Origin of the sequence: Janthinobacterium kochi, assembly GCF_051380715.1 — a bacterium.
Classification (GTDB): domain Bacteria; phylum Pseudomonadota; class Gammaproteobacteria; order Burkholderiales; family Burkholderiaceae_D; genus Janthinobacterium.
In genome coordinates, this window is record NZ_JBNYXO010000007.1 from 1 (window position 1) to 23,986 (window position 23,986).

Below are 23,986 nucleotides of genomic sequence, written 5' to 3' on the forward strand. Positions count from 1 at the left end.
CCCGTTCGCCACTCGCCACCAGAGCAAGCTCCGTGCTGCCGTTCGACTTGCATGTGTAAGGCATGCCGCCAGCGTTCAATCTGAGCCAGGATCAAACTCTTCAGTTTAATCTCTGTTACTTTGCCCTTTTACAGGCACCGTCATTGCTGACGGGTCGCTCACTCAAAAAACTGACAGGCTACTTCCGAAGAAGTATCCTATTTCATTATTTCTTGTGAACATTTGATATTTTAAGTTAGACGCCCATCCGAAGATTGACGCTGCACTTACATCAAATGCCCACACTTATCGACTGTTAATTGTTAAAGAACGGTATTCGGTACTGCTTTCGCGTTATCGACAAAGCGTTGTGTTTGTCAGCTGCGAAGAAGGAAGAGTATGAAGCTTTTTCAGCATTTCGTCAACCTTCTTTTTTACCCACTTCACTCAGCATTTGCATGCATCGTTCAGCGAGGGGGCGAATTATAGCCCTGCCCAGCGCGCGCCGCAAGGGCTAATTTGCAGTTGGGCAAATATTGCTGTGTGATATCGTAGTACTGACAATACCCAGCCTCATCCACCTTGACTCCCATGCCTATCCCACACATCACCTCCACCGCCAATCCCGCCCTGGCCAGCGCACTCGAACATGCCATCAATAGCAAGACCAAGCCGCTGGGCAGCCTGGGACTACTGGAAACGCTGGCCCATCAGATCGGCCTGATCCAGCAAAGCGCGCAACTGGCATTGCACCAGCCTGCCATCATCGTTTTTGCGGCCGACCATGGCGTCGTCGCCGAAGGCATTTCCGCCTATCCACAAAGCGTGACCTGGCAAATGGTGGAAAATTTCCTGGCCGACGGCGCCGCCATCAATGTCTTTGCCCGTCAGAATAATTGCGCCTTGTATATAGTAGATGCGGGCGTCAACCACGACTTCGGCCCGCGCGACGGCTTGCTTGACCGCAAGCAAGCTCCCGGCACCCGCAACTTTGCCAAAGAACCCGCCATGAGCCGGGAACAATGCCTGGCCGCCATGCAGGCAGGGATGGACCTGGCCGCCACCTTGGACGGCAATGTGCTGGGCTTTGGAGAAATGGGCATCGGCAACACCACCGCCGCCGCCGCACTGATGCACAAGCTGACGGGCACGCCCGTCGCCGACTGCGTGGGCGCCGGCACGGGCCTGTCAAAGGAAGGCATATTGCACAAACAGCAGGTGATCGAAGCGGCCGTCGCCCATCATGCGGCAGTCAATGAGCCACTCGACGTACTGGCCACCTTTGGCGGCTTCGAGATCGCCATGATGGCTGGCGCCATGCTCAAAGCGGCCGAACGGCGCATGATTTTGCTGATCGATGGCTTCATCGTCAGCAGCGCCTTGCTGGTGGCGGCCCGTTTGCAGCCGGCCATCCTCGATTACTGCGTGTTTTCGCACTGCTCCGATGAAAATGGCCACCGCCAACTGCTGGCCAGCCTGGGTGCGCGTCCCCTGCTGCACCTCAACTTGCGCCTCGGCGAAGGCACGGGTTCGGCGCTGGCCTTGCCGCTGCTGCATGCGGCCGTCAACTTTATGCGCGAGATGGCGACCTTCGCCTCGGCCCAGGTCAGCGAAAAGTCCACGCCAGACTAAGACCATGACCAATCCCGTTACCGCCGCAGTCCACCAGTGCCGCCTGTTCTTCATCGCGCTGCAGTTCTTCACGCGCCTGCCCATCCCGCACTGGGTGGGTTTCGAGCCGGCCTGGCTGCAGCATGCCTCGCGCTACTTTCCACTGGTCGGCGTGGTGGTGGCGGCTATTTCCGGCGCAGTGTATCTGCTGGCCAGCTGGCTGCTGCCTTCGGCGGTGGCCGTGCTGCTGGCCGTCGCCGCCGGCATTTATCTGACGGGCGCCTTCCATGAAGACGGCTTCGCCGACATGTGCGATGGCTTTGGCGGCGGCATGACGCGCGAGCGGGTGCTGGAAATCATGAAGGATTCGCGCATCGGCGCATATGGCGCCATCGGCATCCTCAGCCTGCTGGCAATCAAATGCGCGGCACTCGCCTCAACGCCGCCTGCCACGGTGGCCGCGACATTATTCATCGCCCATCCGCTGTCGCGCCTGGCCGCCGTCTCGCTGATCTGGGCCATGGACTATGCGCGCGACGAAGGCAAGGCCAAACCGATGGCGCAAGAGATGAGCACCGCTGAATTCCTCATCGCAGCTAGCTGCGGCCTGCTGCCCGCCATCGTGTGCGGCGCCCTGGGGATATTTTACTGGGCCACGCTGGTCTTTGCCATCGTGGCGGCGGCAGCTGCCGCTTTCTGGCTGGGCCGCAAATGTCAGCGCCGCCTGCAAGGCTACACCGGCGACTGCCTGGGCGCAGTACAGCAACTGGCGGAAGTGGCGATCTATCTGGCCATCCTCTCCAGCTTCCAGCCTCCCATACGCTTCTATTAACATGCGACTGATTTTAGTACGCCACCCCGCGCCGCAGGTGACCAGCGGCACCTGCTATGGCCGCAGCGACGTGGCGGTGGCACCGCACGAAATGGCCTCGGCGCGCGCCAGCCTGCAAGCAACGCTGCCGGCCGGCGTGCCGCTGTATGCCAGCCCGCTGCGCCGCTGCGCCGGCCTGGCGACAGCATTGGCACAGGACTTGCCTTCCAGCGGCTTGCACTTCGACGCGCGGCTGGCCGAGATGGATTTCGGCACGTGGGAAATGCAGCCATGGCACGCGATTGCACGCGCGGACATCGATGCCTGGGCCGCCGACCTGGCCTGGTACCGTCCCGGCGGGGGTGAGAATGTGCTGGCGATGGCCGCCCGCGTCGATGCGTTTTTAGGCGATCTGTTGCGTGAACAACACGAAACGGCAGTCATCATCTGCCATGCGGGCACCATCCGCCTGCTGTCGGCACTGCAAGCCCGGCTGCCATTGGAGGAAACCGCCCTGCTGGCCGCCCATTCGGCCCATAAAATCGCCTACGGTGCGACGGTCGTCGTCGATTTCTGATATCGAATCGTCCAGCCAGCCATTTCAGTCCACGCCCACTGCACGTATAATGACCGGGTTTTGGTGCCCGCGCTCATGTCCATGAGCGCAGTTAAACGGGAAACACGATGCCGCAACTACGGTGAACGTGTGCTGCCCCCGCAACGGTAAGCAAGTGTCGCCCCTCCCGACAGGAAGCGGACGACAAGCTATCTCTGACAACCACTGTGCTTGCATTCATAGAGCATGGGAAGGTGGGATAGCGGTACTTGCCAGCCCGGATACCGGCCAGGACAGGTGGAAGTGCGGGCCTTGCCGGGTGCCGCGCCTTCCGTTGAATCTGGCTTGCGGGGACGCGAGCCGGGTGCTTTTTCCGAAGAAAACGATATCATGACTGCTCCCGTATTACACAGCCGCGCGCCGGCAATGGCGCCGCGCGCCCTGGTTTCCGCCATTTCCCTGTGCTTCATCGCCGCCACTCCCGCCTTCGCGCAAAACGCTGGCAAAACGCTGAACCAGATCGTCGTCACGGGTTCCCGCTTCAACAGCGACCCCGCACTGCAGCCGATCGGTGCCACCGTCATCACGGCGGATGAAATCCGCCGCGCGGGCGTCACGGATGTGAACCAGGCCATCCGCAAGATCGGTGGCGTCTACGGCCGCCAAGGCCTGCTAGGCAATCCGGATAATTTCACCCTGGACCTGCGCGGTTTCGGCGCCACCGCCAGCCAGAACATGGTCGTTGTCCTGGACGGTGTGCGCCTGTCGGAAAATGAGCTGTCCGATCCCCTGCTGACAACCATCCCCATCGATAGCGTGGAGCGCATCGAAATCACGCGCGGCGGAAGCAGCGTCCTATACGGTGACGGCGCGACGGGCGGAATCATCAATATCGTCACCAAGCGTCCAGGCAAGCAGGCTGGCCGCGGCACCGTATTTGCGGAAGCAGGCCAACTGGGCCAGCGCGAAGTGCGCGGTTCCGTTGTTCAATCCTGGGACAACGTGGCGCTGAACGCCGCCATCGGCCGACTGGAAACGGACAACTACCGCGATAACAACGAATACAAACAAAATACCTTCAGCGGCGGCGCACAATGGAGCGGCAAGGATGTTCGCGCCGGCCTGCGTATCGACAGCACGCGCCAGGATATTCGTTTCCCGGGCAGCCTCACAATGGCCCAGTTTGAAGCCAATCCACGCCAGACAAAGACGCCAAAAGATTTCGGTTCGATCGACAGCGACCGCTACACCGCGTTCGCCGAAGGCCGCCTGGGAGCAGTGGATCTGGCAGCGGAATTGTCTCGCAGCGAAAAGACGGCCAAGACGAACTTCGGAAGCCCAAGGCAAGCCAAGACTAAACAAAACCAGTTTTCGCCACGCCTGCGTCACTTGGGCCTGTTTGACGGCATGCTCAATGAGATCGTTGCAGGTGTCGACTTCATCAAATGGGATTCCAACATCGACAGTTCTTATTCACTGGCCAAGGCGAATCAAAAATCTCAGGCATTCTACGTGCGCGATGAGTTGAAGTTCGCGGGTCCGCAAAATTTCCGTATCGCCGCAGGCGTACGCCATGAAACCTTCGACAAGGACTTCAACGACCCTATCGGATACCCCACGACAGCCTACAACATCAAGCAGAACTTCAATGCCTGGGACGTACAGGGCAGCTTTGATGTCGTACCGCAGGTGAATCTGTACGCCAAGGCTGGCCAAAGCTATCGCGTGGCGAACGCCGATGAGAATAACTCCACCCCCGTTGCAAACAAGCCTCTGCAAGGCCAGACTTCGCACGACCTGGAGCTGGGCGCGACCTACGACAACAGTATCGTCAAGCTCGATGCGCGCATCTTCCGCCACAAGCTGACCAACGAAATCTATTACGATCCGACGGCAGGCGAATCGGGCTGGGGTGCCAACACCAACCTGGATCCAACCAAGCACCAGGGTATTGAACTCGATGCCAGCGCGAATATCGCCGCTGACTGGCGCGTCAGCGGCCACTACCAGCACGTAAAGGCGACCTTCACCGAAGGCGTCAATTCCGGCAAGGAACTGACGCTGATCCCGAAGAACACCCTGTCGGCCCGTCTGTCGTGGGTGCCAAAAGATGGCCAGAGCGCGGACATCGGCGCGCAATGGGTGGACAGCCAGCGCTATGGCAGCGATTTTGCCAATACCTGCGCTGCCAATATCCCGTCGTTCACCACCTTTGACGCCCGCTATGCACGCAAGTTCGGCGCTTGGGAAGTAGCGGTCAATGCCTTGAACCTGACCGACAAGCAGTACTTCACCAATGCCTACAGCTGCAAAGGCGGCATCTATCCTAGCAATGGCCGCCAGATGAAACTCTCGGCACGCTACGATTTCTAAAGCGGCCAGGAGTTGATTACAATGGCCCGTACGCGCAATCGCATGCGGGCCATTTTTCGTATACTCCCAACCAACGCATCTGAGGAAGTCCGCAGCCACTTGCACCGCTCCCGTTTCACCTAAGGCAGTACATGCACCCATTTTTCCGCAATATGCGCCACCGCGCCACCGTGATCCTCACGGTGCTGATCGCGTGCGCGATTGCCAGCCTGATTTTCTCCGGCATGATCGGTTCGATCGCGATTCCGCTCGCCGACCTGCCTTCCGCCCTGTTCCATGTAATACAAGGCAAGACCGATACCCTCGCCGCCACCCTGCTCGACCTGCGCCTGGGGCGCGCGCTGACTGCCTTTGTCACCGGCGCGGCGCTGTCGCTGGCTGGCCTGATGATGCAGGCGCTGCTGCGCAATCCCCTGGCCGACCCATATGTACTGGGCATTTCCGCCGGCGCCTCCGTTGGCGCGCTGGCCGCGCTGCTGTTCATGTGCGCGCTGTGGGTGGTCGACGCTGCCGCCTTTGCTGGCGCCGTCGGAGTCTCCATGCTGCTGTACTTTTTTGCCCGGCGCGACCTGCGCGGCGGCACGGCGGCCGAAGGCGGCGCCTCGCTCTTGCTGCTGACGGGCGTGATCCTGGCCTCGGCCTGCATGGCCATCGTCACCCTGATGCTGTCGATTGCCCCTGAAAGCCGCTTGCGCAGCATGGTGTTCTGGATGATCGGCGACCTGGCCGGCGCCCCCGCGCGGCTGATGCCCTGGCTGGTCCTGGCGGGCGCCATGGTCTTTGCGCTGCGCTGCGCGCGTTCGCTGAACATCATGGCCCTGCACGCGGAAGCGGCCAGCACCCTGGGCGTGCGCGTGGGCGCGCTGCGCAAGGGCCTGTTCTTCTGTTCCGGCCTGCTCACGGCCAGCGCCGTCACCAGCGCCGGCAGCGTGGGTTTTGTCGGCCTGATCGTGCCGCATGCGCTGCGCTTTGCCTGCGGCCCCGATCATCGCCTGTTGATACCGGCTGCCGCGCTGGCTGGCGGCACTTTCCTCGTGCTGGCCGACACACTTGCGCGCACCGTCCTGGCGCCTTTGCAACTGCCCGTCGGCGTAGTCACGGCCATGATCGGCGCGCCCGTCTTCCTGTACCAGCTCCATCGATTGCGCCGCACATGATACGTACTTACCAACTCGGCCTGAAGGCAGGCACGCGCTCCCTGGTGGAAAACCTCATCTGGCACATCAAGGATGGCGAATGCTGGAGCGTGATCGGCCGCAATGGCGCCGGCAAGAGCACCTTGCTGCGCACCCTGGCCGGCTTGCGCGAGCCGGATGCCGGCCACGTGACGATACAGGGCCGCACCCTGGTCGACTGGCCTTTGGGCGAGCTGGCGCGTGAACGCGCCTTCCTGGCGCAGGCACGCCACGATGCGTTCTCGTACCGCGTCATCGAAACGGTGCTGTCGGCGCGCCACCCGTATCACGACAATCACTATTGGGAAGGCAGCGACGACCAGCGCATCGCCCTGGCGGCACTGGCATCGATGGAAGTGGAGCACCTGGCCGAACGCGACGTGCGCAGCCTGTCGGGCGGCGAACGCCAGCGCGTGGCGATCGCCGCCATGCTGGCGCAGGATACGCCCTTGCTGCTGCTGGACGAACCGGCCAATGCACTGGACCTGGCGCACCAGGTCAGCGTCATGGGCCTGCTGTCGAAACTGTGCCGCGAACAAAATAAAACCGTGGTGATGGTGGGGCATGACCTGAACCTGGCGCACAGCGTCTCGACCCACGCGCTGCTGCTGATGGGCGACGGCGGCTGGCTGGCCGGTCCCGTGGCCGACGTGATGCAGGCGTCCATCCTGGGCGACTACCTGGGCCACCCGATCGAGATCATAGCCCACGGCAAACGCAAGATATTCATACCAAAAGAGGATCAACAATGAGCGAGAACAAAACAATCGATGCGGAGACCGCCGCTATCAACGAACGCCACCGCGTGCGCATGGAGCGCAAGAAGGCCATCATTGACGCGGCCATCGCCAAGGCCGACAAGGAAATCGGCATCATCATCGTCAACACGGGCAATGGCAAGGGCAAGAGTTCGAGCGGCTTCGGCATGGCCATCCGTGCCATGGGCCACGGCATGAAAGTGAGCGTGGTGCAGTTCATCAAGGGCGCCATGTCGACGGGCGAAGAAAAATTCCTGCGACGCTTCCCTGACGAAATCAGCTTTCATGCGATGGGCGAAGGCTATACCTGGGAAACGCAAAACCGCGAACGCGACATCGAAAAGGCCGAACTGGCATGGGAGCAGGCGAAGACCTTCCTGGCCGACCCCAGCTACGGCCTGGTGCTGTTCGACGAACTCAATATCGCCCTCAAATACAACTACCTCGACGTGCACAAGGTCATCGCCGACCTGCTGGAACGCCCGGCCATGCAGCACGTGGTCATCACGGGCCGTGGCGCACCTGACGAATTGATCGCCATCGCCGACACTGTCACCGAAATGGCCGTCGTCAAGCATGCGTACGCGGCCGGCATCGGCGCACAAATCGGCACCGAGTGGTAACAGCGCCATGACGCGCACCCTGGTCTTCGGCGGCGCCCGTTCCGGCAAGAGCGCCTATGCGGAAAAGCTGGCCCGCGAGTCGGGCAAGGAAGTGGTCTACATCGCCACCGCGCAGGCGGGCGATGAGGAGATGGCCACGCGCGTCAGGCATCACCGTGCGCAGCGCCCGGCCGAGTGGGCCACCCTGGAAGAACCGCTGCGCCTGGGTGACGCCATCCTGCGGGAAGCACGGCCCGGCCGCCTGCTGCTGGTCGACTGCCTGACCTTGTGGCTGACGAACCTGATGTTTTCCACCGGCGAGACTTACCCGGACGTGGGCGACATCGCCCTGCCCGAACTGTTCCACAGCGAACGCGCGCATCTGCTGTATGCGCTGGCGGAGATTGGTGATAGCGATTGCGACCTCGTGCTGGTCTCGAACGAAGTGGGCATGGGCATCGTGCCGTATGGCGCCATCTCGCGCTGCTTCACCGATGAAGCGGGCCGATTGAACCAGGCCGTGGCGGCCATGTGCGACAGGGCCGTGTTTGTGGCCGCCGGCCTGCCCCTGTACCTGAAAGGCGGCCCATGCTGAGCGGCTTGTCGCTGCCCATGCTGGCCGCGTTGATGACGGCTGGCGTGCTGCTCGATCTGATCCTGGGCGAGACGCGCCGCTGGCATCCGTTGGTGGGCTTTGGCCGCCTCGCCAGCACGCTGGAACGCCTGCTGAACCGGGGCCGTGGGCGTTTTCTGCGCGGCGCGCTGGCGTGGTCACTGGCCGTGCTGCCGATCAGCTATGCCGCCTACTGGCTATGCGGCTTGGCGGGCGCCGCACTGCATGTCTTCTTGCTGTACCTGTGCCTGGGTTTGCGCAGCCTGCGCGACCACAATCAGCCGATCGCCGACGCCCTGGCCATCGATGACCTGGACAAGGCGCGCCTGCTGACGGCGCGCATCGTCAGCCGCGACACGGCCAACGCCGACGCGGCCAGCCTGGCCAAGGCCAGCACGGAATCCCTGCTGGAAAACGGCAACGACGCCGTCTTCGGCACCCTGTTCTGGTTTGCCGTGGCGGGCGGCCCCGGCGCCGTGCTATTCAGGCTGGCCAATACCCTCGACGCCATGTGGGGCTACCGCAACGCACGCTACGACTGGTTCGGCTGCTGCGCCGCGCGCATCGACGACATCCTGAATTACCTGCCGGCGCGCCTGACGGCCCTGTCCTATGTCTTGCTGGGCAAGAGCATGGCGGACAAGCAGCGCGCCTGGCAGTGCTGGCGCAGCCAGGCCCCCAGCTGGAGCAGCCCGAACGCGGGGCCCGTGATGGCCAGCGGCGCCGGCGCCCTGGGCCTGGCCTTGGGTGGCGACGCCATCTACGACGGCGAGCTGGAACGCCGCCCGCCGCTGGGCGCCGGCCGTCCAGCCGAAGCGCGCGATATCGACCGCGCCTGGCGCCTGGTGGCCGAAACGGCAGTGCTATGGCTGATCTGGATGGCGCTGCTCGCTGGCCTGTCTTACCTTCGGGAGACCTATCTTGCTTGAACATGGCGGCAACCTGCGCGACGCCGCACGTGAATACGGACGGCCTCTGGAAGAGTGGATCGACCTGTCGACGGGCATCAACCCGCACTGGTATGCAGCGCCAGCGCCTGACGCCAACGCCTGGCACCGGCTGCCGGAAGCAGATCCCGCGTTAGCGGCGGCCGCCTGCACGTATTACGGTGCGCCAGCCATGCTGCCGGTAGCAGGTACGCAAGCGGCCATCCAGGCCCTGCCCCGGCTGCGCGCACCAGCACGGGTGGTGGTGGCCGCGCCGTCGTATGCGGAACATGCGCACCACTGGGGCCAGCACGGCCACCAATTGCGCCAAGTGCCGTATGCGCAATTGGCCGATGCCGTCGACCACTGCGACGTGCTGGTCGTCTGCAACCCGAACAATCCCACGGGCGAGCGCATCGCGCCCGAGGTATTGCTGGAATGGGCCGGCAAGCTGGCCGCGCGCGGTGGCTGGCTGGTGGTCGATGAAGCGTTTGGCGATACGGAATCGCACGCCAGCCTCGGTCCGCACTCGGGCCAGCCGGGCCTGATCGTGCTGCGCTCCATCGGCAAATTCTTTGGCCTGGCGGGATTGCGCCTGGGCTTTGTCGCCGCCCATCCCGCGCTGCTGGCCCAGCTGGCCGACATGCTGGGCCCGTGGACCGTCAGCGGCCCGGCGCAGCAAGTGGCGCTGGCCGCCTTGAACGACACGCACTGGCAGGATGCGATGCGCGAGCGCCTGCGCGGCGAAGGCGCCCGCCTGCACCAGTTATTGGCCGCGCACGGCATCCCCAGCAGCGGCACGCTGCTGTTCCAGTGGTGGCCGGAGCCACGCGCCGAAGCATTCTGGCGCCACATGGCAAAATCAGGCATCTGGGTACGCCTGTTCCGCCACGCGGCCGACGGCATCCGCCTGGGCCTGCCCCCCGAGGAACACGCCTGGCTGCGCCTGCAGCAGACCCTCACCACATGGAAGCACATATGAACCACTTGAAAACCGCACTGCTGCTGGCAGGATTGATCTCGCTGCAGGCGCATGCCGCCATCACCGTGCGCGATGACGACGGCAATACCGTCACCGTGGAAAAACCGGCGCAGCGCATCCTGGCGCTGGCGCCGCACGTCACGGAACTGCTGTTCGCAGCCGGTGGCGGCGACAGGATCGCCGGTGTCGTCAGCTATAGCGACTACCCGGAAGCGGCGAAAAAAATCACGCAAGTGGGCGACAACCGCCAGTACGACATGGAGCGCATCATCGCCATGAAGCCGGACTTGATCGTCGTCTGGATGCATGGCAGCGCCGAGCGCCAGATCGCCATGCTGCGCCAGTTGAAGGTGCCTATCTATCACAGCGAACCGCGCAAGCTGGCCGACATCCCCGACAGCATGGAACGCCTGGGCCAGCTGATGGGAACGGAAAAAACCGCCAGACCGGCCGCCGCCCAACTGCGCGCCAAACTGGCCAGCTTGACGGCGCAATACGCGCAGCGCCCGCCCGTGCGCGTGTTTTACCAGGTGTGGGATAAACCCTTGTACACCTTGAGCGGCGCGAGCATCATCAGCGACTCCATGCGTGTCTGTGGCGGCCAAAACGTCTTTGCCGCGATGAAGGTGGTGGCGCCCGTCGTCACGCCGGAAGGCGTGCTGCAGGAAGACCCGGAAGTCATCTTCGGCACCAGCGAAAAAAGCGATCCGCGCAGCGAAGGCGGCCTGGCCATGTGGCGCGCCTTCCCCTCGATGACGGCCGTGCGCCGGAATAATCTGTTCCGCCTGAATGGCGACCTGCTGAACCGCGCCGGCCCGCGCATGATCGAGGGCACGGCCGCCATGTGCGAACAACTGGAAGCGGCCCGCCAGCGCCGCACGAAAGCCGTCCCATGAGGCTGCAAGCGCCGTTTCCAGCGCTGATGGTGCAGGGCACGACTTCCGACGCGGGCAAGAGCACCGTCGTCGCAGCCCTGTGCCGATTGTTGATGCGCCGCGGCGTGACGGTAGCGCCGTTCAAGCCGCAAAACATGGCCTTGAATAGCGCGGTGACGAGCGACGGCGGCGAGATCGGCCGTGCGCAAGCCTTGCAGGCGCTGGCCTGCGGCATCGCGCCGCACACCGACATGAACCCGGTACTATTGAAACCGTCGTCGAACACGGGCGCGCAGGTGATCATCCATGGCAAGGTGCGCGCCGACATGGATGCGCGCGACTACCAGCAATACAAGACCATCGCCATGGACGCCGTGCTCGAATCGTACGCGCGCCTGCGCCAGCAGTACGACGCCGTCGTTGTCGAAGGCGCCGGCAGCCCCGCCGAAGTCAACCTGCGCGCGCGCGACATCGCCAACATGGGCTTTGCGGAAGCCGTCGACTGTCCCGTAATTCTGGTGGCCGACATCGACCGGGGCGGCGTCTTCGCGCACATCATCGGCACCCTGGCGTGTTTGTCCGACAGCGAACGGGCGCGCATCCTCGGCTTTGTCATCAACCGCTTCCGCGGCGACATCTCGCTGCTACAACCCGGCATCGACTGGCTGGAGCAGCAGACTGGCAAACCGGTGCTGGCCGTGCTGCCCTACTTGCAAGGCTTGTTCCTCGACGCGGAAGACGCCGTCGACACGATACAGACAGAACGCGGCGCCTTCAAGGTGCTGGTGCCGCAACTGCCGCGCATCAGCAACCACACGGATGTCGACGCGCTGCGCGCCCATCCCGGCATCGACCTGCAATTCATCAAACAGGGACAGCCGATTCCGCCGGCCGACCTGGTGATCCTGCCCGGCAGCAAGAACACGCGCGGCGACCTGGCCTGGTTGCAGCAGCAGGGCTGGCCCGCCTATCTGGCGAAGCACCTGCGCTACGGCGGCAAGGTGCTGGGCATCTGCGGCGGCTTCCAGATGCTGGGCCTGAGCGTGTGCGACCCGCTGGGCGTGGAAGGTGCGGCAGGAGACTCCGCTGCGCTGGGATTGCTCGACATGGTGACGGAGCTGACAAGCGACAAGCGGCTGCAACAGGTGCGCGGCCACTGTGCGTTTGCCGGCGCGGACGATGCGCCCGTGGCAGGCTATGAAATCCACATGGGCGTCTCGCAGGGCGCGGCCCTGCGGCAACCGGCGTTCGTCATCGACGGCCGGCCCGAAGGGGCCGTATCGGGCGACGGGCAAATCCTGGGCAGCTATTTGCACGGCATGTTCGACACGCCCGCCGCATGTTCGGCGCTGCTGCGCTGGGCGGGGCTGGACTCCGGCCACACGGTGGACACCGCCGCCCTGCGCGATGCCAGCCTGGAGCGCATCGCCGACGCGGCGCTGCCGCTGCTGGATGCACTGGAACGATTGCCACGCTGATGGGGATGTCGGGTTACGCCGTACCGGCTAACCCGACCTACTTGCTGGATCAGATCAAACGCTAGCGGCTATTTTTTCAGGCACATGCCCATGTACGAACGGTCGGTCGAAAACTCGACCGCCATACTCGACGACACGGGCATGAACATCGAATAGTCGGCCGGCACATCGGCAGGGTCCTTGAACACGGCGACGCCATCGAAATCGACGGCTTGCGCGCCCAGGCCCAGCTTGTTGACGGTGATGGTTTCCGCATGCGTCTTGCCAGTCGTGTTATTCGTCAGGGTGGCGGTGCTGCCGGAAACGACCATGTTCGCGCTGATGCCCTGCGCCGCACAGGCATAGCTGCCATTGATTTCCGTGCCTATCTTCTGCTGTTTGGCCGCCACGATGGTGCCCACGCGCATGACGTTTTCCTGGTTGCGGCCGTAGCGGTCGATGAACAGCGCCAGCCCCCGGTCCCCCGCATGCACATGCACGATGCCGAAGTCCTGGTCACCCTGGCGGGCGACGAGCAAGCCGTTCTTCGCATCCTTGACCAGGGTCAGGCTGGCGTTTTCCGCTTCCAGCTGCGGCGATACTGCAGAGCACACGCCTTGCGCGTTGAACACGCCGCCATTGCACAGTTGGGCCGCTCCGTCGGCTGCGATCTTGAGAGTGCCTTTCGGATGGAAAGGGAAAGCGCCGTTCGAAGCATTGCGCATGGACCCCAGGAAAATATAGTTGCCGGCCAGCTTGGCCACGTCACTCACCGCATAGCCGCTGCCGCTGACGGTCGAGACCATGCTACCCAATTTGATATTGCCCGACAACAGACGCGTGCGCGCATCGACGGTAACGCTGAAATCTGTCGCCGTGTAGGTGGTCAAATTGCCGGTGGTGGTAGCGCTGAACGTGCCGCTGCGGTCGCTCAAGCCGAACTGCGTCGACAAGACGCGAATGGCATAGGTTTTCTTCGCGCTGTCAAACGTGATGCGCCAGGTGTCGCCGATATCGGCGGCCACGTCATACACGCTTTCGTCAGCACTGGCACCGGCAATGACACTCAGGCCAGCCTCTTTCGCCACGGCTTCCGATGCCACCGTCACGCTATCGGCGGGGACGACGGGAGGCGTCACCACGACAGGTGGCTTGGCAGGGGTTTCCGGCGTGCCGCCATCGCTGCCGCCACCGCATGCGGACAGGGCTGCGCCCAACAAAACGATCGAAATTGCATTCTTCATCAGTGACTTTCCAGGATTCCAGGACAAGTTGCGGGCAACAGGACCCGCAACGACAGCACTCATGCTAGATCCAAACCGATGTTATTACCATAGGACAATTGTTCTATGGACTTTCTACGGCAACATCTCGGTCAGCACGGCCAGCGCCGCTGCCAAGGCCGTCTTGTTGCCCACATCGAGCTTGGCATACACGCTGTGCAACTGATTCCTGACGGTGGCAGGCGATACGCCTTGCCGCCTGGCAATGTCCTTGTAGCTGAGGCCACTGGCCGCCAGGCGCGCCACCGCGCCTTCGACGCCGGTCAGCGGCCGCCCGGCCGGACGCCGCGACAAATGGACATACAGATAGCCGCCCAACTCCGTCACGCGCGCCACCAGGGTTTTTCCCGTATACAGGCCCAGACCGGGGCGCCGCAGTTTTTCAACAAAGTGCGCTGGCAGCATGGGTGGATCCCACTCGGGCCACTCCCGCTGCAACATGTCGGCGGCAATCGGTTCCACATATTGCAGGCAACCATTCAGGCTGGCCAGCAGGCGCACACTGCCGGGTGACGGCTCCACGTCCGGTGCCCGGAACAAACGGCTGTTGATCGCCTGCGCCTGAGTCAGGTGTGGCAACAGCAGGTTACCCAGCTCAGTCTCAGTAGCGGAGTAGGCGCGCTCCGGCCCGGCCCGCCACAAGGCAATCAGGTCCAGGTTGGCGTGGTGGGTGGCCGGTGAAATCAGCACCATGCTGTGGGCAATCGCGTATTTCTTGCAGTATGCATGCAAGTCCTGGTAACGCTGATCGATGTCGACCGATTCCATCGTCACGCAGCGGCCGCGTGAACGGCAGGCGGCGGCCAGGATGGTATCGGGGCTGACGAGCGCCTTGCGATCGGCCAGTTTCTCGATCGGTTGCTGATACATGTGCAGGCTGTGCAGCGAAATCGCCATGTCAGGGGAAAAAGAGGCGGCGATGATGGCGGCGGAATCAAAGTGCAGCGTCTGTCTCAGCATATCGAGCGCCTGCCCCTGGAATTCGCCCGTTGTGCATTCCTGGGCACTGCCGTACAGATTCAGGATCAGGTGATTCAACTCTCTCATGGTGCAATGAATCCACTTTCATCCGGCAATGGCGGCATTGTGCTGCGCGGCACAAGACATGTCAACATGGCAATCACGGCAGGCCAAAGGGAGCGGGCGGCACGCCTGCGCCATTTATGTGACAATTCATCGTACTGTCGGCTCCGTTTCTCCTCCTCAGGCTCGCATTCATGACCAGTTCCCCGATTAAAAGCTACCTTCCCTGGGTGGTTGCCACCGCCCTGTTCATGGAGCAACTCGACTCCACCATCGTCAACACCGCCATCCCCGCCATGGCTGCCAGCCTGAATGTGACGCCACTGAGCCTGAAGGCCGTCGTCACCAGTTATATCCTGAGCCTGGCCGTGTGCATTCCCATCAGCGGCTGGATGGCCGACCGCTTCGGTACGCGGCGCGTATTTTCCGCCGCCGTTGCCATTTTCACCATCGCCTCCATCCTGTGCGGCCTGTCCGTGAATGCCCCCATGCTGGTGGCCGCACGCCTGCTGCAAGGAGTGGGCGCGGCCATGATGATGCCGGTGGGCAGGCTCACCATCATCCGCACCTTTCCCAAGTCGCAATTGCTGGCGGCCATGAATTTCGTCATCATCCCCGCCCTGATCGGGCCCCTGCTGGGTCCCACGGTGGGCGGGCTGATCGTGCACTGGCTGTCCTGGCGCGAGATTTTCTTCGTCAACGTGCCTGTCGGCCTGGCGGCGCTGTACCTGGCGCACCGCTACATGCCCGATTACTACGGCGACAAACCCCGTCCGCTGGACCTGATCGGCCTGGTGCTGTTCGGCACGGGCATCGCCCTGCTGTCGTGGCTGCTGGAAATTTTCGGCGAACATCGCATCGATGCCACCTCGTTTGCCGTGCTGCTGTTCATCTCCATCAGCCTGCTCGCCGCGTACGCCTGGCATTCGAGCGAAGTGCTGCACCCGCTGCTGCGCCTGACCCTGTTCAAGATTCGCACCTTCCGCGTTTCCGTGGTGGGCGGCTTCGTCACGCGCCTGGGAGTGGGCGGCCTGCCCTTCCTGTTGCCGCTGCTGTACCAGCTGGGCCTGGGCTTGCCTGCCTGGCAATCGGGCTTGCTGATGATGCCGTCGGCCGCTGCCGCCATGGGCATGAAATTCATTTCCGCGCGGGTGCTGGCCCGCTTCGGCTACCGCCAGGTGCTGATCGTCAACACCGTGCTGATCGGCATCACCATCGCCATGTTTTCACAGGTGGGCGCGGGCACGCCCCTGTACGTGATCGTCGCCATCAGCCTGTGCATGGGCTTTTTCAATTCGCTGCAATTTTCCAGCATGAACACCATCGCGTATGCCGACGTCGACAAGAGCGATTCGAGCATGGCCAGCACCATCGCCAGCTCGATGCAGCAACTGTCGATGAGCTTTGGCCTGGCCTTCGGTTCGCTGATCACGGGCTGGTACCTGGGCGACATGCCGCAGTCGGACCGCGCCATGCTCAGCACCGCCCTGCACCATACCTTCCTGACCCTGGCCGCCCTGACGGTACTGTCCTCGCTGACCTTCTGGACCTTGCGCCGCGACGATGGCGAAAGCATCAGCAAGGGCACGGACAGCGACGAGGATGATGCGGCCGACGTGAAGGCCCAGGCCGTTGTGCAGACGGAAGTGCAAAGCACGAAAGGCTGAGCCAGATCAAGCTTGCCGCCAGCGCCGCTGGTGCTTTTGCCCGACGCTGCTACCGTGACGGCAGGAGGTGCACATCGTGGCCGAGCAGCGCTTTGCATGGAAGGGCACGGACCGCCATGGCAAGGCGGCCGAGGGCGTCTTGCGCGCGGCCGACGCCAGCGCGGCCACGGCCACGCTGAGACGCGAGGGCATCCTGGCCAGCCGGGTGCAGGCTGCGCGCGCCGCGCCCGGCAAGGCCATCACGCGCAAGGATATCGCGCTGTTCACACGCCAGTTGTCGACCATGATGGCGGCCGGCGTGCCGCTGCTGCACGCCTTCGACATCGCCGGCAAGGGCCACGCCAAACCCGCGATCACGGAGCTGATGCGCGACTTGCGCCACGATATCGAAGCGGGCAGCAGCCTGCAGCAGGCATTCCGCCAATTTCCCCTGCTGTTTGACGAGCTGTATTGCAAGCTGGTTGCGGCGGGCGAACAGGCCGGCATCGTGCAGGAATTGCTGGCGCGCCTGGCCACGCACCAGGAAAAGGCCATCGCCCTGCGGCGACAAGTGCGTGGCGCGCTGATGTATCCGCTGGCCATCGTGCTCGTCGCCATCGCTGTCACGGCCATCATCATGAGCGTGGTCGTGCCCGCTTTCCGCCAGGTCTTCGACAGCTTCGGTGCGCCCTTGCCGCTGCCCACCCTGGTCGTCATGGGCGTGTCCGCCTTTGTTGTCCGTTACTGGCTGGCCGTGCTGGCGGCGCTGCTGCTGGTCTGCCTGCTGCTGCACCTGGCCTGGCACCGCTGGCCTGCCTTGCGGCGCAACACGCAGCTGCGGGCTTTGCGCCTGCCCGTGTTCGGTCCCCTCCTGCGCAAGGCGGCGATTGCCCGCTGGACGCGCACCCTGGCCGCCATGTTTGCCGCCGGCGTGCCGCTGCTCGACTCGCTCGGCCTGGTGGGCGCCGCCTCCGGCCACGCGCTGTACCAGGAAGCCACGACGCGCATCGAGCGTGAAATCCGCGCCGGCGGCAGCCTGGCCCTGGCCATGGAACACAGCGCCGTGTTTCCCCCGCTGCTGACGCAACTGGCCCTGATCGGCGAGGAATCGGGCGCACTCGACGCCATGCTGTCGCGCGCGGCCGAGATCATCGAAGCCGACATCGACGCCACGGTGGCCACCCTCTCGGCCCTGCTGGAACCGGCGCTGATGGTGGTGCTGGGCGTGCTGGTCGGTTCCCTCGTGATCGCCTTGTATCTGCCGATTTTCAAGCTGGGCGCCGTGATTTGACTGTGCGCCCTGCGCAAAACATCCCCATGTGCCGGCGGATGTTTTACACTGCGGCAATGCCAGGCAATGTTTGCGCGGCAACGATCTTCACTTCAGACAACTCCACCATGCTGCAAGATACCCTGCTATTCGCCGCGCCCGGCAATCTGCCCGTCGCCCTCGTCGCCGCCCTGTTCGGCCTGATCGTCGGCAGCTTCCTCAACGTGGTGATCCACCGCGTGCCGAAAATGATGCAGCGCGAGTCCGATAATTACGTGGCGGAAGAAAACGGCTTGCCCTTGCCGCACACGGACCGCTACAACCTGATGCTGCCCCACTCGCACTGCACCGCTTGCGGCCACCGCATCACGGCCATGGAAAACATCCCCGTCCTCAGCTACCTGCTGCTGCGCGGCAAATGCAGCGCCTGCCAGGCACCGATTTCCGTGCGCTATCCGCTGGTCGAGCTGCTGACGGGCGCGCTGTCGGCCCTCTTGATCTGGCACTTCGGCAGCGGCTGGACGGGCCTGGCCACGCTCGTGTTTGCCTGGCTGCTGATCGCCATGACCTTCATCGATGCCGATACGCAAATGCTGCCCGACGACCTCACCTTCCCCCTGCTGTGGGCCGGCTTGCTGGTCAATATCAACGGCACCTTCGTGCCGCTGCAAGACGCCGTCATCGGCGCGGCCGCCGGCTATCTGGCCCTGTGGGCCGTATACTGGGCCTTCAAGCTGGCGACAGGCAAGGAGGGAATGGGCTATGGTGACTTCAAATTGCTGGCGGCGCTCGGTGCCTGGCTGGGCTGGACCATGCTGCCGACGATCATATTGTTGTCATCACTGGTCGGCGCCGTGGTCGGCATCGGCCTGATCGTCTTCGCCAAGCGGGGACGCGACAAACCGATTCCGTTCGGCCCCTATCTGGCGGCGGCGGGTGTGATCGCCATGCTGTACGGCACGCCCCTGTCGCGCCTCACGCCAGGCCTGACTGGCTGACCGGCGCAGCACTGCGCACTCTATGGATAAATACATGCAACGACAAAACGCTCCCTATTTCAGCGTGGGTCTCACCGGCGGCATCGGTTGCGGCAAGAGCACCGTGGCCGACCTGTTCGCCGCGCACGGCGCCTCCATCGTCGATACCGACCAGATCGCCCACAGCCTGACGGCGCAAAATGGCGCCGCCATGCCGGCCTTGGTGGCGGAATTTGGCCCGGACTACGCCGATGCGCACGGCGCCCTCGACCGCACAAAAATGCGCAAGCTGGTGTTTTCCGACGCCAACGCCAAGGCCAGGCTGGAAGCCATCCTGCATCCGCGCATCCGCCAGGCCACCCTGGCGGCCGCGGCCACCGCCACAGGCAGCTATGTGATCTTTGCCGTGCCCCTGCTCGTCGAGTCCGGCGGATGGGTGGAGCGCGTCAACCGCGTGCTGGTCATCGATTGCCTGGAAAGCCTGCAAGTGTCGCGCGTGATGGCACGCAATGGCTTATCGGAAGAACAAGTCAAAGCCATCATGTCCACGCAAGCCACACGCGCCATGCGCCTGGCGGCGGCGGACGATGTGATCGACAATAATGGCGATTTGGCCGCCCTGGCGCCGCAGATTGCCCAGTTGCACGATTTATATCTGGCATTTTCAAAAAGAATGGCCGGAATCGGGCCGCAACGTTTGTAATTTGTCGACGCTTGGTTCAAAATCACGGGATTGTTTGCAGGTCCTTACTTAAGGGAATTATTTTGATTGTCTACGAATACCCTTTCAACGAACGCATACGTACCTTGTTGCGGCTGGAAGACCTGTACGACAAATTCAAGTTCTTCATCCAGCAAGAGCATGCAATGCAACACCATGTTGCCTTGGCGACCATTTTCGACATGCTCGAAGTGGCCGGTCGCGCCGACCTGAAGTCCGACCTGCTGCAGGAACTCGAGCGCCAGCGCCAAAGCCTGCTCGGCTACCGCAGCAATCCGAATGTGGAGCCGGAAACCCTGGACGCCATCCTCGGTGAACTCGACAGTGTCAGCGGCGCCCTGGTGGCGGCGCAAGGCAAGACGGGGCAGAATATCCGCGACAATGAATGGTTGATGAGCATTCGCGGCCGCACCATCATCCCGGGCGGTGCCTGCGAATTTGACTTGCCTTCCTACTTTGCCTGGCAAAAACGCAGTTCAGAGCAGCGCCTGACCGATATCCACGCCTGGTTTGCCCCGCTGGCGCCCCTGTTCGATGCGCTGGCCCTGGTATTGCGCCTGCTGCGCGATTCCGGCGGACCCGTCAAACTGATCGCCAATGGCGGCAGCTACCAGCAAATGCTGCAAGGCAAGGTGTATCAGATGCTGCGCCTGAGCCTGGATGAAAACAGCGGCGCCATCCCGGAAATTTCCGCCAACAAATATATGCTGTGGGTACGCTTCACTACCCAGGGTGGCGACTTGAAACCCAAGCCGCTGGAAGAAGATGTTCCGTTCGAGCTGACGCTCTGTAATTTTTAACTGTTACTTATTTGCCCCATCATGACCGTCGTTAATTGCCCTACCTGTGCCGCCAAAGTCGAATGGACTGAAGCCAACAAATTCCGCCCCTTCTGCTCGGAACGCTGCAAACAGATCGACCTGGGTGCCTGGGCCGAAGAAAAATACACGATCCCTGCCGCCGATCCGTTCGAAGATCCATTGGCAGACGAAGACAACAAACCCCAGTAATCGTCAGGAAAACGGATTTTCCAGGCGCAGCCCCTGCGCCGCGAAACTGTCGAGCCTGCCGCTAACCACCGTCAAGCCATAGGCGATCCCCATTGCCGCAATCTGTCCATCGACGCCGTGCGCGTGACCGCGGCCATGCAGACGTGCGCAAACGAGTGCGCAATCGAGGTCGAATTCCAGCAGCCGCGGCGCATACTCTGCCAGCACAGCTTCCAGCCAGCCTTCCAGCGCCAGTGCTTCCAGCGCCGCTTCGCGCCGCCAGCTGCGCTGTATGCCTGCCCGCAATTGCGCGATCACCTGCACCGGTACATAGCGCGCCTCAGGCGACACCCGTTCGAAAAATGCGAGCACGCCTGCCGGCGCAGCGCCACCCTGGCGCGCCGCAACGATCACATCCGTATCGACCAGATAGGCGGCCATGGCACGTCAGGAGCGGCGCTCGAAATCCGCGGCCAGCCCCACGTCGGGCATGCTGCGCAAAATATCGTCGAGCGGACGCTTCGGCAGCGGCCGCAAGGCACTGCGCAAGATGTCGCGGTGCTCGTCTTCGATGCTGCGTCCATGCGCGCGGGCACGCTTGTGCAGCGCGGCGATCAGCAATTCATCGGTATCGGTAAAGGTCAGTGTTAGCGGCATGCCAGACTCCCGGTGCGTGATGCAAGCACTGTAGCGCAAAGCGCCGCCGATACAAGGAAAGTAACAGGAAAGCTTGCGCCAGCACGCAGCATGCTGCTGCCTGCCGGCACGAGCGGAGATCAGGCAGTCGCCAGGGATTCCCGGCGCACCTCATCGAGCCATTCCAGCAGGGGAATGGTGGCCGGCAGCAAAGGTTCCACGCCAACCGTGCCTTGCCAGGCGAACGCCTGCCCTTCCAGGCTTTGCGGCTCGCCGTGCCATTCGCGGCTGATATAGAAATGCAGGCGCACATGCGCGTGCGGATACACATATTCGACGCCGCACCAGGCCTCGGCACTGTCGATATACAGCCCCAGCTCCTCGACAAACTCGCGTTTCAAGGCGTCAAAAATGGCTTCGCCCGGTTCGACTTTACCGCCAGGAAACTCCCAATAGCCGTCATACGGCTTGCCGGCCGGGCGCTGGCCCAGCAGCACGTCGCCATTCGGCTTCATCAGGATGCCGACGGCGACGTCCACCGGTTTCACTTTCACTTCGCTCATTGCGGCAACTTTCCCGCAGGTAGTTTCCCAGCATAATCGCGCGCGAATTGCCAAGCGACGCGTCCCGAGCGCGAACCGCGCTGCAAGGCCCAGCGCAGGGCGTCGCCGCGCGCTTGCGCGATCTGCTCCGGCGTGCAGCCGAACGAGGCGAGCCAGTGCGCGGCGATATCGAGATAATCGTCCTGCTTGAAAGGATAGAACGACAGCCACAGGCCGAAGCGCTCGGACAGCGAGATTTTCTCTTCCACCGTCTCGCCCGGATGCAAATCGCCATCGTCGTCCGTCTTGTAGCTGGTATTGTCCGACATACGTTCCGGCATCAGGTGACGCCGGTTCGAGGTGGCATAGATCAGCACATTGTCCGATTGCGCGGCGATGCTGCCATCGAGCGCCACTTTCAGCGCCTTGTAGCCGCTCTCGCCCTCTTCGAACGACAGGTCGTCGCAAAAGATGATGAAGCGCTCGGGGCGCGCCGCCACCAGGTCAACGATGTCGGGCAAGTCGGCCAGGTCTGCTTTATCCACTTCGATCAGGCGCAAGCCCTGGCTGGCGAACTGGTTCAGGCAGGCCTTGATCAGCGACGACTTGCCCGTGCCGCGCGCGCCCGTCAGCAGCACGTTGTTGGCCGGACGGCCACTCACGAACTGGCGCGTGTTCTGTTCAATTTGCGCTTTTTGCGTGCCGATATTGTGCAAGTCGTCCAACGCGATGTTCGACACGTGGGCCACCGCCTGCAAATAGGGGAGCGCACCTGGGCGCCGGCGCCAGCGGAAGGCAAAGCTGGTCCAGTCCGGCGCGGGCATTGCCTGCGGCAGGATCGCTTCCACGCGCGCCAGCAAGCTTTCCGCGCGCAGCAGGAATTGATCGAGGCCGGTCATGAGCGGTAGTCGGCGTTGATCGACACGTAGTCATGCGACAGGTCGCACGTCCACAAGGTCGCCGTGGCGTCGCCGCGCGCCAGCTTGACGCGGATGGTGATTTCGCTTTGCTGCATCACGCGCTGGCCATCCTGTTCCTGGTAGTCCGGGTTGCGGCCGCCATTCTTGGCCACCCACACGTCGTCCAGGTACAGGTTCAGCTGGCCCACGTCCAGGTCGTCCACACCCGCATAGCCGATGGCGGCCAGGATGCGGCCCAGGTTCGGGTCGGAGGCGAAGAAGGCCGTTTTCACCAGCGGCGAATGGGCGATGGAATAGGCGATCTTGCGGCACTCTTCCACGTTGCGGCCGTCTTCCACGGTGACGGTCATGAATTTGGTCGCGCCTTCGCCATCGCGCACGATCGCTTGCGCGAGAAAAGTAGACAGTTCGGTGACGGCAGCGGCCAGTTCCGCATAGTGCGGCGAATCGGTCGAATCGATGACCAGGCTGCCGGCGCCCGTGGCTACCAGCATGAACGAGTCATTGGTGGAGGTGTCGCCATCGATGGTGATGCAGTTGAACGATTTGTCGGCCGCCTGCTTCACCAGCTGGTCCAGCACGGGCTGGGCCACGGTGGCGTCAAACGCCAAAAAGCCAAGCATGGTGGCCATGTTCGGCTTGATCATGCCGGCGCCCTTGCTGATGCCCGTCAGGGTCACCGTGTGGCCACCGATGGTGACCGTGCGCGAGCCGGCTTTCGGCTGCGTGTCGGTGGTCATGATGGCTTCGGCCGCCGAGAACCAGTTGTCCGATGTCAAAGCCGACACGGCTTGCGGCAAGCCGGCGACCAGGCGCTGCACGGGCAGAGGTTCCAGGATCACGCCGGTGGAAAACGGCAGGATTTGCTGCGGCGTGCAGCCCAGCAGCTCGGCCAGCGCGGCGCAGCTGGCCTGCGCGTCAGCCAGGCCCGATTCGCCCGTGCCCGCATTCGCGTTGCCTGTGTTGACCAGCAGAGCGCGGATCGGCGCGGCGCCGGCCGTCACGGCGGCCAGGTTGGCTTTCGAGATTTGCACGGGCGCGGCGCAGAAACGGTTCAAGGTGAACACGCCAGCCACGGTGGCCGTCGGCGCCAGTTTCAATACCAGCAAATCCTTGCGGTTGGGTTTCTTGATGCCGGCTTCGGCAACACCGATTTCAATGCCGGCGACGGCTTTCAAGTCGGCGGCGACGGGCTTGGGAGAATTGACGGCCATGGTGATTTCTTCTGCGAGGGAAAAGGAAGCGCTATTGTAGCGCCTTC

General features: G+C 63.1%; 25 protein-coding genes, 1 rRNA gene and 1 riboswitch. Of the genes, 18 read left to right on the forward strand and 8 right to left on the reverse strand.

The window, feature by feature from the left end; all coding sequences use genetic code 11:
* Positions 1 to 107, reverse strand: a 16S ribosomal RNA gene (locus ACQ4WL_RS16370); the annotation flags it as partial.
* A 463-nt stretch (positions 108 to 570) separates the two neighbouring features.
* Between ACQ4WL_RS16370 and cobT the strand changes: the two genes are divergently transcribed.
* The 12 genes from cobT (at position 571) to ACQ4WL_RS16430 (ending at position 12,739) form a co-directional block, all read left to right on the forward strand.
* Positions 571 to 1,611: a nicotinate-nucleotide--dimethylbenzimidazole phosphoribosyltransferase gene (cobT, locus tag ACQ4WL_RS16375; protein WP_436510699.1), complete on the forward strand. Its 1,041-nt coding sequence runs from the start codon at positions 571 to 573 to the stop codon at positions 1,609 to 1,611.
* Positions 1,612 to 1,615: 4 nt separating this feature from the next.
* Positions 1,616 to 2,422 carry an adenosylcobinamide-GDP ribazoletransferase gene (locus ACQ4WL_RS16380; protein ID WP_436510700.1) on the forward strand — a complete coding sequence of 269 codons (807 nt, stop codon included), beginning with the start codon at positions 1,616 to 1,618 and terminating at the stop codon, positions 2,420 to 2,422.
* A gap of 1 nt (position 2,423) precedes the next feature.
* Positions 2,424 to 2,978 (forward strand): histidine phosphatase family protein, encoded by a 555-nt coding sequence (locus tag ACQ4WL_RS16385; protein WP_436510701.1) that lies wholly within the window; start codon positions 2,424 to 2,426, stop codon positions 2,976 to 2,978.
* Positions 2,979 to 3,022: 44 nt separating this feature from the next.
* Positions 3,023 to 3,264: riboswitch (cobalamin riboswitch) on the forward strand.
* 83 nt (positions 3,265 to 3,347) lie between these two features.
* Complete coding sequence (locus ACQ4WL_RS16390) at positions 3,348 to 5,330, forward strand: TonB-dependent receptor family protein (RefSeq protein WP_436510702.1); 1,983 nt, start codon at positions 3,348 to 3,350, stop codon at positions 5,328 to 5,330.
* A 131-nt stretch (positions 5,331 to 5,461) separates the two neighbouring features.
* Positions 5,462 to 6,487, forward strand: a complete 1,026-nt coding sequence (locus ACQ4WL_RS16395) for a FecCD family ABC transporter permease (protein WP_436510703.1) — start codon at positions 5,462 to 5,464, stop codon at positions 6,485 to 6,487.
* Positions 6,484 to 7,257 carry an ABC transporter ATP-binding protein gene (locus tag ACQ4WL_RS16400; RefSeq protein ID WP_436510704.1) on the forward strand — a complete coding sequence of 258 codons (774 nt, stop codon included), beginning with the start codon at positions 6,484 to 6,486 and terminating at the stop codon, positions 7,255 to 7,257. The genes ACQ4WL_RS16395 and ACQ4WL_RS16400 overlap by 4 nt, the downstream gene beginning before the upstream one ends.
* Positions 7,254 to 7,886 carry a cob(I)yrinic acid a,c-diamide adenosyltransferase gene (cobO, locus tag ACQ4WL_RS16405; protein ID WP_436510705.1) on the forward strand — a complete coding sequence of 211 codons (633 nt, stop codon included), beginning with the start codon at positions 7,254 to 7,256 and terminating at the stop codon, positions 7,884 to 7,886. Before ACQ4WL_RS16400 ends, cobO begins: the two co-directional genes overlap by 4 nt.
* 7 nt (positions 7,887 to 7,893) lie before the next feature.
* Positions 7,894 to 8,460 carry a bifunctional adenosylcobinamide kinase/adenosylcobinamide-phosphate guanylyltransferase gene (gene cobU, locus ACQ4WL_RS16410; protein ID WP_436510706.1) on the forward strand — a complete coding sequence of 189 codons (567 nt, stop codon included), beginning with the start codon at positions 7,894 to 7,896 and terminating at the stop codon, positions 8,458 to 8,460.
* Positions 8,454 to 9,407 carry an adenosylcobinamide-phosphate synthase CbiB gene (gene cbiB, locus ACQ4WL_RS16415; protein ID WP_436510707.1) on the forward strand — a complete coding sequence of 318 codons (954 nt, stop codon included), beginning with the start codon at positions 8,454 to 8,456 and terminating at the stop codon, positions 9,405 to 9,407. The genes cobU and cbiB overlap by 7 nt, the downstream gene beginning before the upstream one ends.
* Positions 9,400 to 10,386 (forward strand): threonine-phosphate decarboxylase CobD, encoded by a 987-nt coding sequence (gene cobD, locus ACQ4WL_RS16420; RefSeq protein WP_436510708.1) that lies wholly within the window; start codon positions 9,400 to 9,402, stop codon positions 10,384 to 10,386. The genes cbiB and cobD overlap by 8 nt, the downstream gene beginning before the upstream one ends.
* A complete protein-coding gene (locus tag ACQ4WL_RS16425; protein WP_436510709.1) occupies positions 10,383 to 11,282 on the forward strand; it encodes a cobalamin-binding protein in 900 nt (299 codons plus the stop codon). The genes cobD and ACQ4WL_RS16425 overlap by 4 nt, the downstream gene beginning before the upstream one ends.
* Positions 11,279 to 12,739: a cobyric acid synthase gene (locus ACQ4WL_RS16430; RefSeq protein ID WP_436510710.1), complete on the forward strand. Its 1,461-nt coding sequence runs from the start codon at positions 11,279 to 11,281 to the stop codon at positions 12,737 to 12,739. The genes ACQ4WL_RS16425 and ACQ4WL_RS16430 overlap by 4 nt, the downstream gene beginning before the upstream one ends.
* Before the next feature lie 68 nt (positions 12,740 to 12,807).
* Here ACQ4WL_RS16430 and ACQ4WL_RS16435 read toward each other — a convergent pair whose 3' ends face one another.
* On the reverse strand, positions 12,808 to 13,962 hold the full coding sequence (locus ACQ4WL_RS16435; RefSeq protein WP_436510711.1) for a hypothetical protein: 1,155 nt from the start codon (positions 13,960 to 13,962) through the stop codon (positions 12,808 to 12,810).
* Between the two features lie 114 nt (positions 13,963 to 14,076).
* Positions 14,077 to 15,048, reverse strand: a complete 972-nt coding sequence (locus ACQ4WL_RS16440; RefSeq protein WP_436510712.1) for a helix-turn-helix domain-containing protein — start codon at positions 15,046 to 15,048, stop codon at positions 14,077 to 14,079.
* 170 nt (positions 15,049 to 15,218) lie between these two features.
* On the opposite strand from ACQ4WL_RS16440, the gene ACQ4WL_RS16445 reads away from it, so the two are divergent.
* From ACQ4WL_RS16445 to yacG, 6 genes are all read left to right on the forward strand, one after another.
* Complete coding sequence (locus ACQ4WL_RS16445) at positions 15,219 to 16,691, forward strand: DHA2 family efflux MFS transporter permease subunit (protein ID WP_436510713.1); 1,473 nt, start codon at positions 15,219 to 15,221, stop codon at positions 16,689 to 16,691.
* A gap of 73 nt (positions 16,692 to 16,764) precedes the next feature.
* On the forward strand, positions 16,765 to 17,961 hold the full coding sequence (locus ACQ4WL_RS16450) for a type II secretion system F family protein (protein ID WP_436510908.1): 1,197 nt from the start codon (positions 16,765 to 16,767) through the stop codon (positions 17,959 to 17,961).
* 107 nt (positions 17,962 to 18,068) lie between these two features.
* Positions 18,069 to 18,938 (forward strand): prepilin peptidase, encoded by an 870-nt coding sequence (locus tag ACQ4WL_RS16455; RefSeq protein ID WP_436510714.1) that lies wholly within the window; start codon positions 18,069 to 18,071, stop codon positions 18,936 to 18,938.
* 34 nt (positions 18,939 to 18,972) lie between these two features.
* A complete protein-coding gene (gene coaE / locus ACQ4WL_RS16460; RefSeq protein ID WP_436510715.1) occupies positions 18,973 to 19,620 on the forward strand; it encodes a dephospho-CoA kinase in 648 nt (215 codons plus the stop codon).
* Positions 19,621 to 19,682: 62 nt separating this feature from the next.
* A complete protein-coding gene (gene zapD / locus ACQ4WL_RS16465; protein ID WP_034748811.1) occupies positions 19,683 to 20,438 on the forward strand; it encodes a cell division protein ZapD in 756 nt (251 codons plus the stop codon).
* An 18-nt stretch (positions 20,439 to 20,456) separates the two neighbouring features.
* On the forward strand, positions 20,457 to 20,648 hold the full coding sequence (gene yacG, locus ACQ4WL_RS16470) for a DNA gyrase inhibitor YacG (protein ID WP_034748814.1): 192 nt from the start codon (positions 20,457 to 20,459) through the stop codon (positions 20,646 to 20,648).
* Positions 20,649 to 20,651: 3 nt separating this feature from the next.
* Here yacG and ACQ4WL_RS16475 read toward each other — a convergent pair whose 3' ends face one another.
* From ACQ4WL_RS16475 to argJ, 5 genes are all read right to left on the reverse strand, one after another.
* The gene (locus ACQ4WL_RS16475; protein ID WP_436510716.1) at positions 20,652 to 21,068 is read right to left on the reverse strand and encodes a PIN domain-containing protein; all 417 of its coding nucleotides are present in this window, start codon (positions 21,066 to 21,068) and stop codon (positions 20,652 to 20,654) included.
* Positions 21,069 to 21,074: 6 nt separating this feature from the next.
* The gene (locus ACQ4WL_RS16480; RefSeq protein ID WP_436510717.1) at positions 21,075 to 21,284 is read right to left on the reverse strand and encodes a FitA-like ribbon-helix-helix domain-containing protein; all 210 of its coding nucleotides are present in this window, start codon (positions 21,282 to 21,284) and stop codon (positions 21,075 to 21,077) included.
* A gap of 119 nt (positions 21,285 to 21,403) precedes the next feature.
* A complete protein-coding gene (locus ACQ4WL_RS16485) occupies positions 21,404 to 21,826 on the reverse strand; it encodes an NUDIX domain-containing protein (protein WP_436510718.1) in 423 nt (140 codons plus the stop codon).
* A complete protein-coding gene (locus tag ACQ4WL_RS16490) occupies positions 21,823 to 22,704 on the reverse strand; it encodes an ATP-binding protein (protein WP_436510719.1) in 882 nt (293 codons plus the stop codon). The genes ACQ4WL_RS16485 and ACQ4WL_RS16490 overlap by 4 nt, the downstream gene beginning before the upstream one ends.
* Entirely contained in the window at positions 22,701 to 23,939 is a 1,239-nt protein-coding gene (argJ, locus tag ACQ4WL_RS16495; RefSeq protein ID WP_436510720.1) for a bifunctional glutamate N-acetyltransferase/amino-acid acetyltransferase ArgJ, read from the reverse strand. The genes ACQ4WL_RS16490 and argJ overlap by 4 nt, the downstream gene beginning before the upstream one ends.
* Positions 23,940 to 23,986: the final 47 nt, after the last annotated feature.

Excerpts from the sequence above, each read along its gene's own strand:
- ACQ4WL_RS16380 (WP_436510700.1), top strand. The coding sequence starts at position 1,616 with ATGACCAATCCCGTTACCGCCGCAGTCCACCAGTGCCGCCTGTTCTTC.
- ACQ4WL_RS16440 (WP_436510712.1), bottom strand. The coding sequence starts at position 15,048 with ATGAGAGAGTTGAATCACCTGATCCTGAATCTGTACGGCAGTGCCCAG.
- cbiB (WP_436510707.1), top strand. The coding sequence starts at position 8,454 with ATGCTGAGCGGCTTGTCGCTGCCCATGCTGGCCGCGTTGATGACGGCT.
- argJ (WP_436510720.1), bottom strand. The coding sequence starts at position 23,939 with ATGGCCGTCAATTCTCCCAAGCCCGTCGCCGCCGACTTGAAAGCCGTC.
- ACQ4WL_RS16435 (WP_436510711.1), bottom strand. The coding sequence starts at position 13,962 with ATGAAGAATGCAATTTCGATCGTTTTGTTGGGCGCAGCCCTGTCCGCA.
- ACQ4WL_RS16430 (WP_436510710.1), top strand. The coding sequence starts at position 11,279 with ATGAGGCTGCAAGCGCCGTTTCCAGCGCTGATGGTGCAGGGCACGACT.
- ACQ4WL_RS16400 (WP_436510704.1), top strand. The coding sequence starts at position 6,484 with ATGATACGTACTTACCAACTCGGCCTGAAGGCAGGCACGCGCTCCCTG.
- ACQ4WL_RS16485 (WP_436510718.1), bottom strand. The coding sequence starts at position 21,826 with ATGAGCGAAGTGAAAGTGAAACCGGTGGACGTCGCCGTCGGCATCCTG.
- ACQ4WL_RS16390 (WP_436510702.1), top strand. The coding sequence starts at position 3,348 with ATGACTGCTCCCGTATTACACAGCCGCGCGCCGGCAATGGCGCCGCGC.
- coaE (WP_436510715.1), top strand. The coding sequence starts at position 18,973 with ATGCAACGACAAAACGCTCCCTATTTCAGCGTGGGTCTCACCGGCGGC.
- ACQ4WL_RS16490 (WP_436510719.1), bottom strand. The coding sequence starts at position 22,704 with ATGACCGGCCTCGATCAATTCCTGCTGCGCGCGGAAAGCTTGCTGGCG.
- ACQ4WL_RS16475 (WP_436510716.1), bottom strand. The coding sequence starts at position 21,068 with ATGGCCGCCTATCTGGTCGATACGGATGTGATCGTTGCGGCGCGCCAG.
- ACQ4WL_RS16480 (WP_436510717.1), bottom strand. The coding sequence starts at position 21,284 with ATGCCGCTAACACTGACCTTTACCGATACCGATGAATTGCTGATCGCC.
- ACQ4WL_RS16455 (WP_436510714.1), top strand. The coding sequence starts at position 18,069 with ATGCTGCAAGATACCCTGCTATTCGCCGCGCCCGGCAATCTGCCCGTC.
- cobO (WP_436510705.1), top strand. The coding sequence starts at position 7,254 with ATGAGCGAGAACAAAACAATCGATGCGGAGACCGCCGCTATCAACGAA.
- ACQ4WL_RS16395 (WP_436510703.1), top strand. The coding sequence starts at position 5,462 with ATGCACCCATTTTTCCGCAATATGCGCCACCGCGCCACCGTGATCCTC.
- ACQ4WL_RS16385 (WP_436510701.1), top strand. The coding sequence starts at position 2,424 with ATGCGACTGATTTTAGTACGCCACCCCGCGCCGCAGGTGACCAGCGGC.
- ACQ4WL_RS16445 (WP_436510713.1), top strand. The coding sequence starts at position 15,219 with ATGACCAGTTCCCCGATTAAAAGCTACCTTCCCTGGGTGGTTGCCACC.
- cobU (WP_436510706.1), top strand. The coding sequence starts at position 7,894 with ATGACGCGCACCCTGGTCTTCGGCGGCGCCCGTTCCGGCAAGAGCGCC.
- cobT (WP_436510699.1), top strand. The coding sequence starts at position 571 with ATGCCTATCCCACACATCACCTCCACCGCCAATCCCGCCCTGGCCAGC.
- ACQ4WL_RS16425 (WP_436510709.1), top strand. The coding sequence starts at position 10,383 with ATGAACCACTTGAAAACCGCACTGCTGCTGGCAGGATTGATCTCGCTG.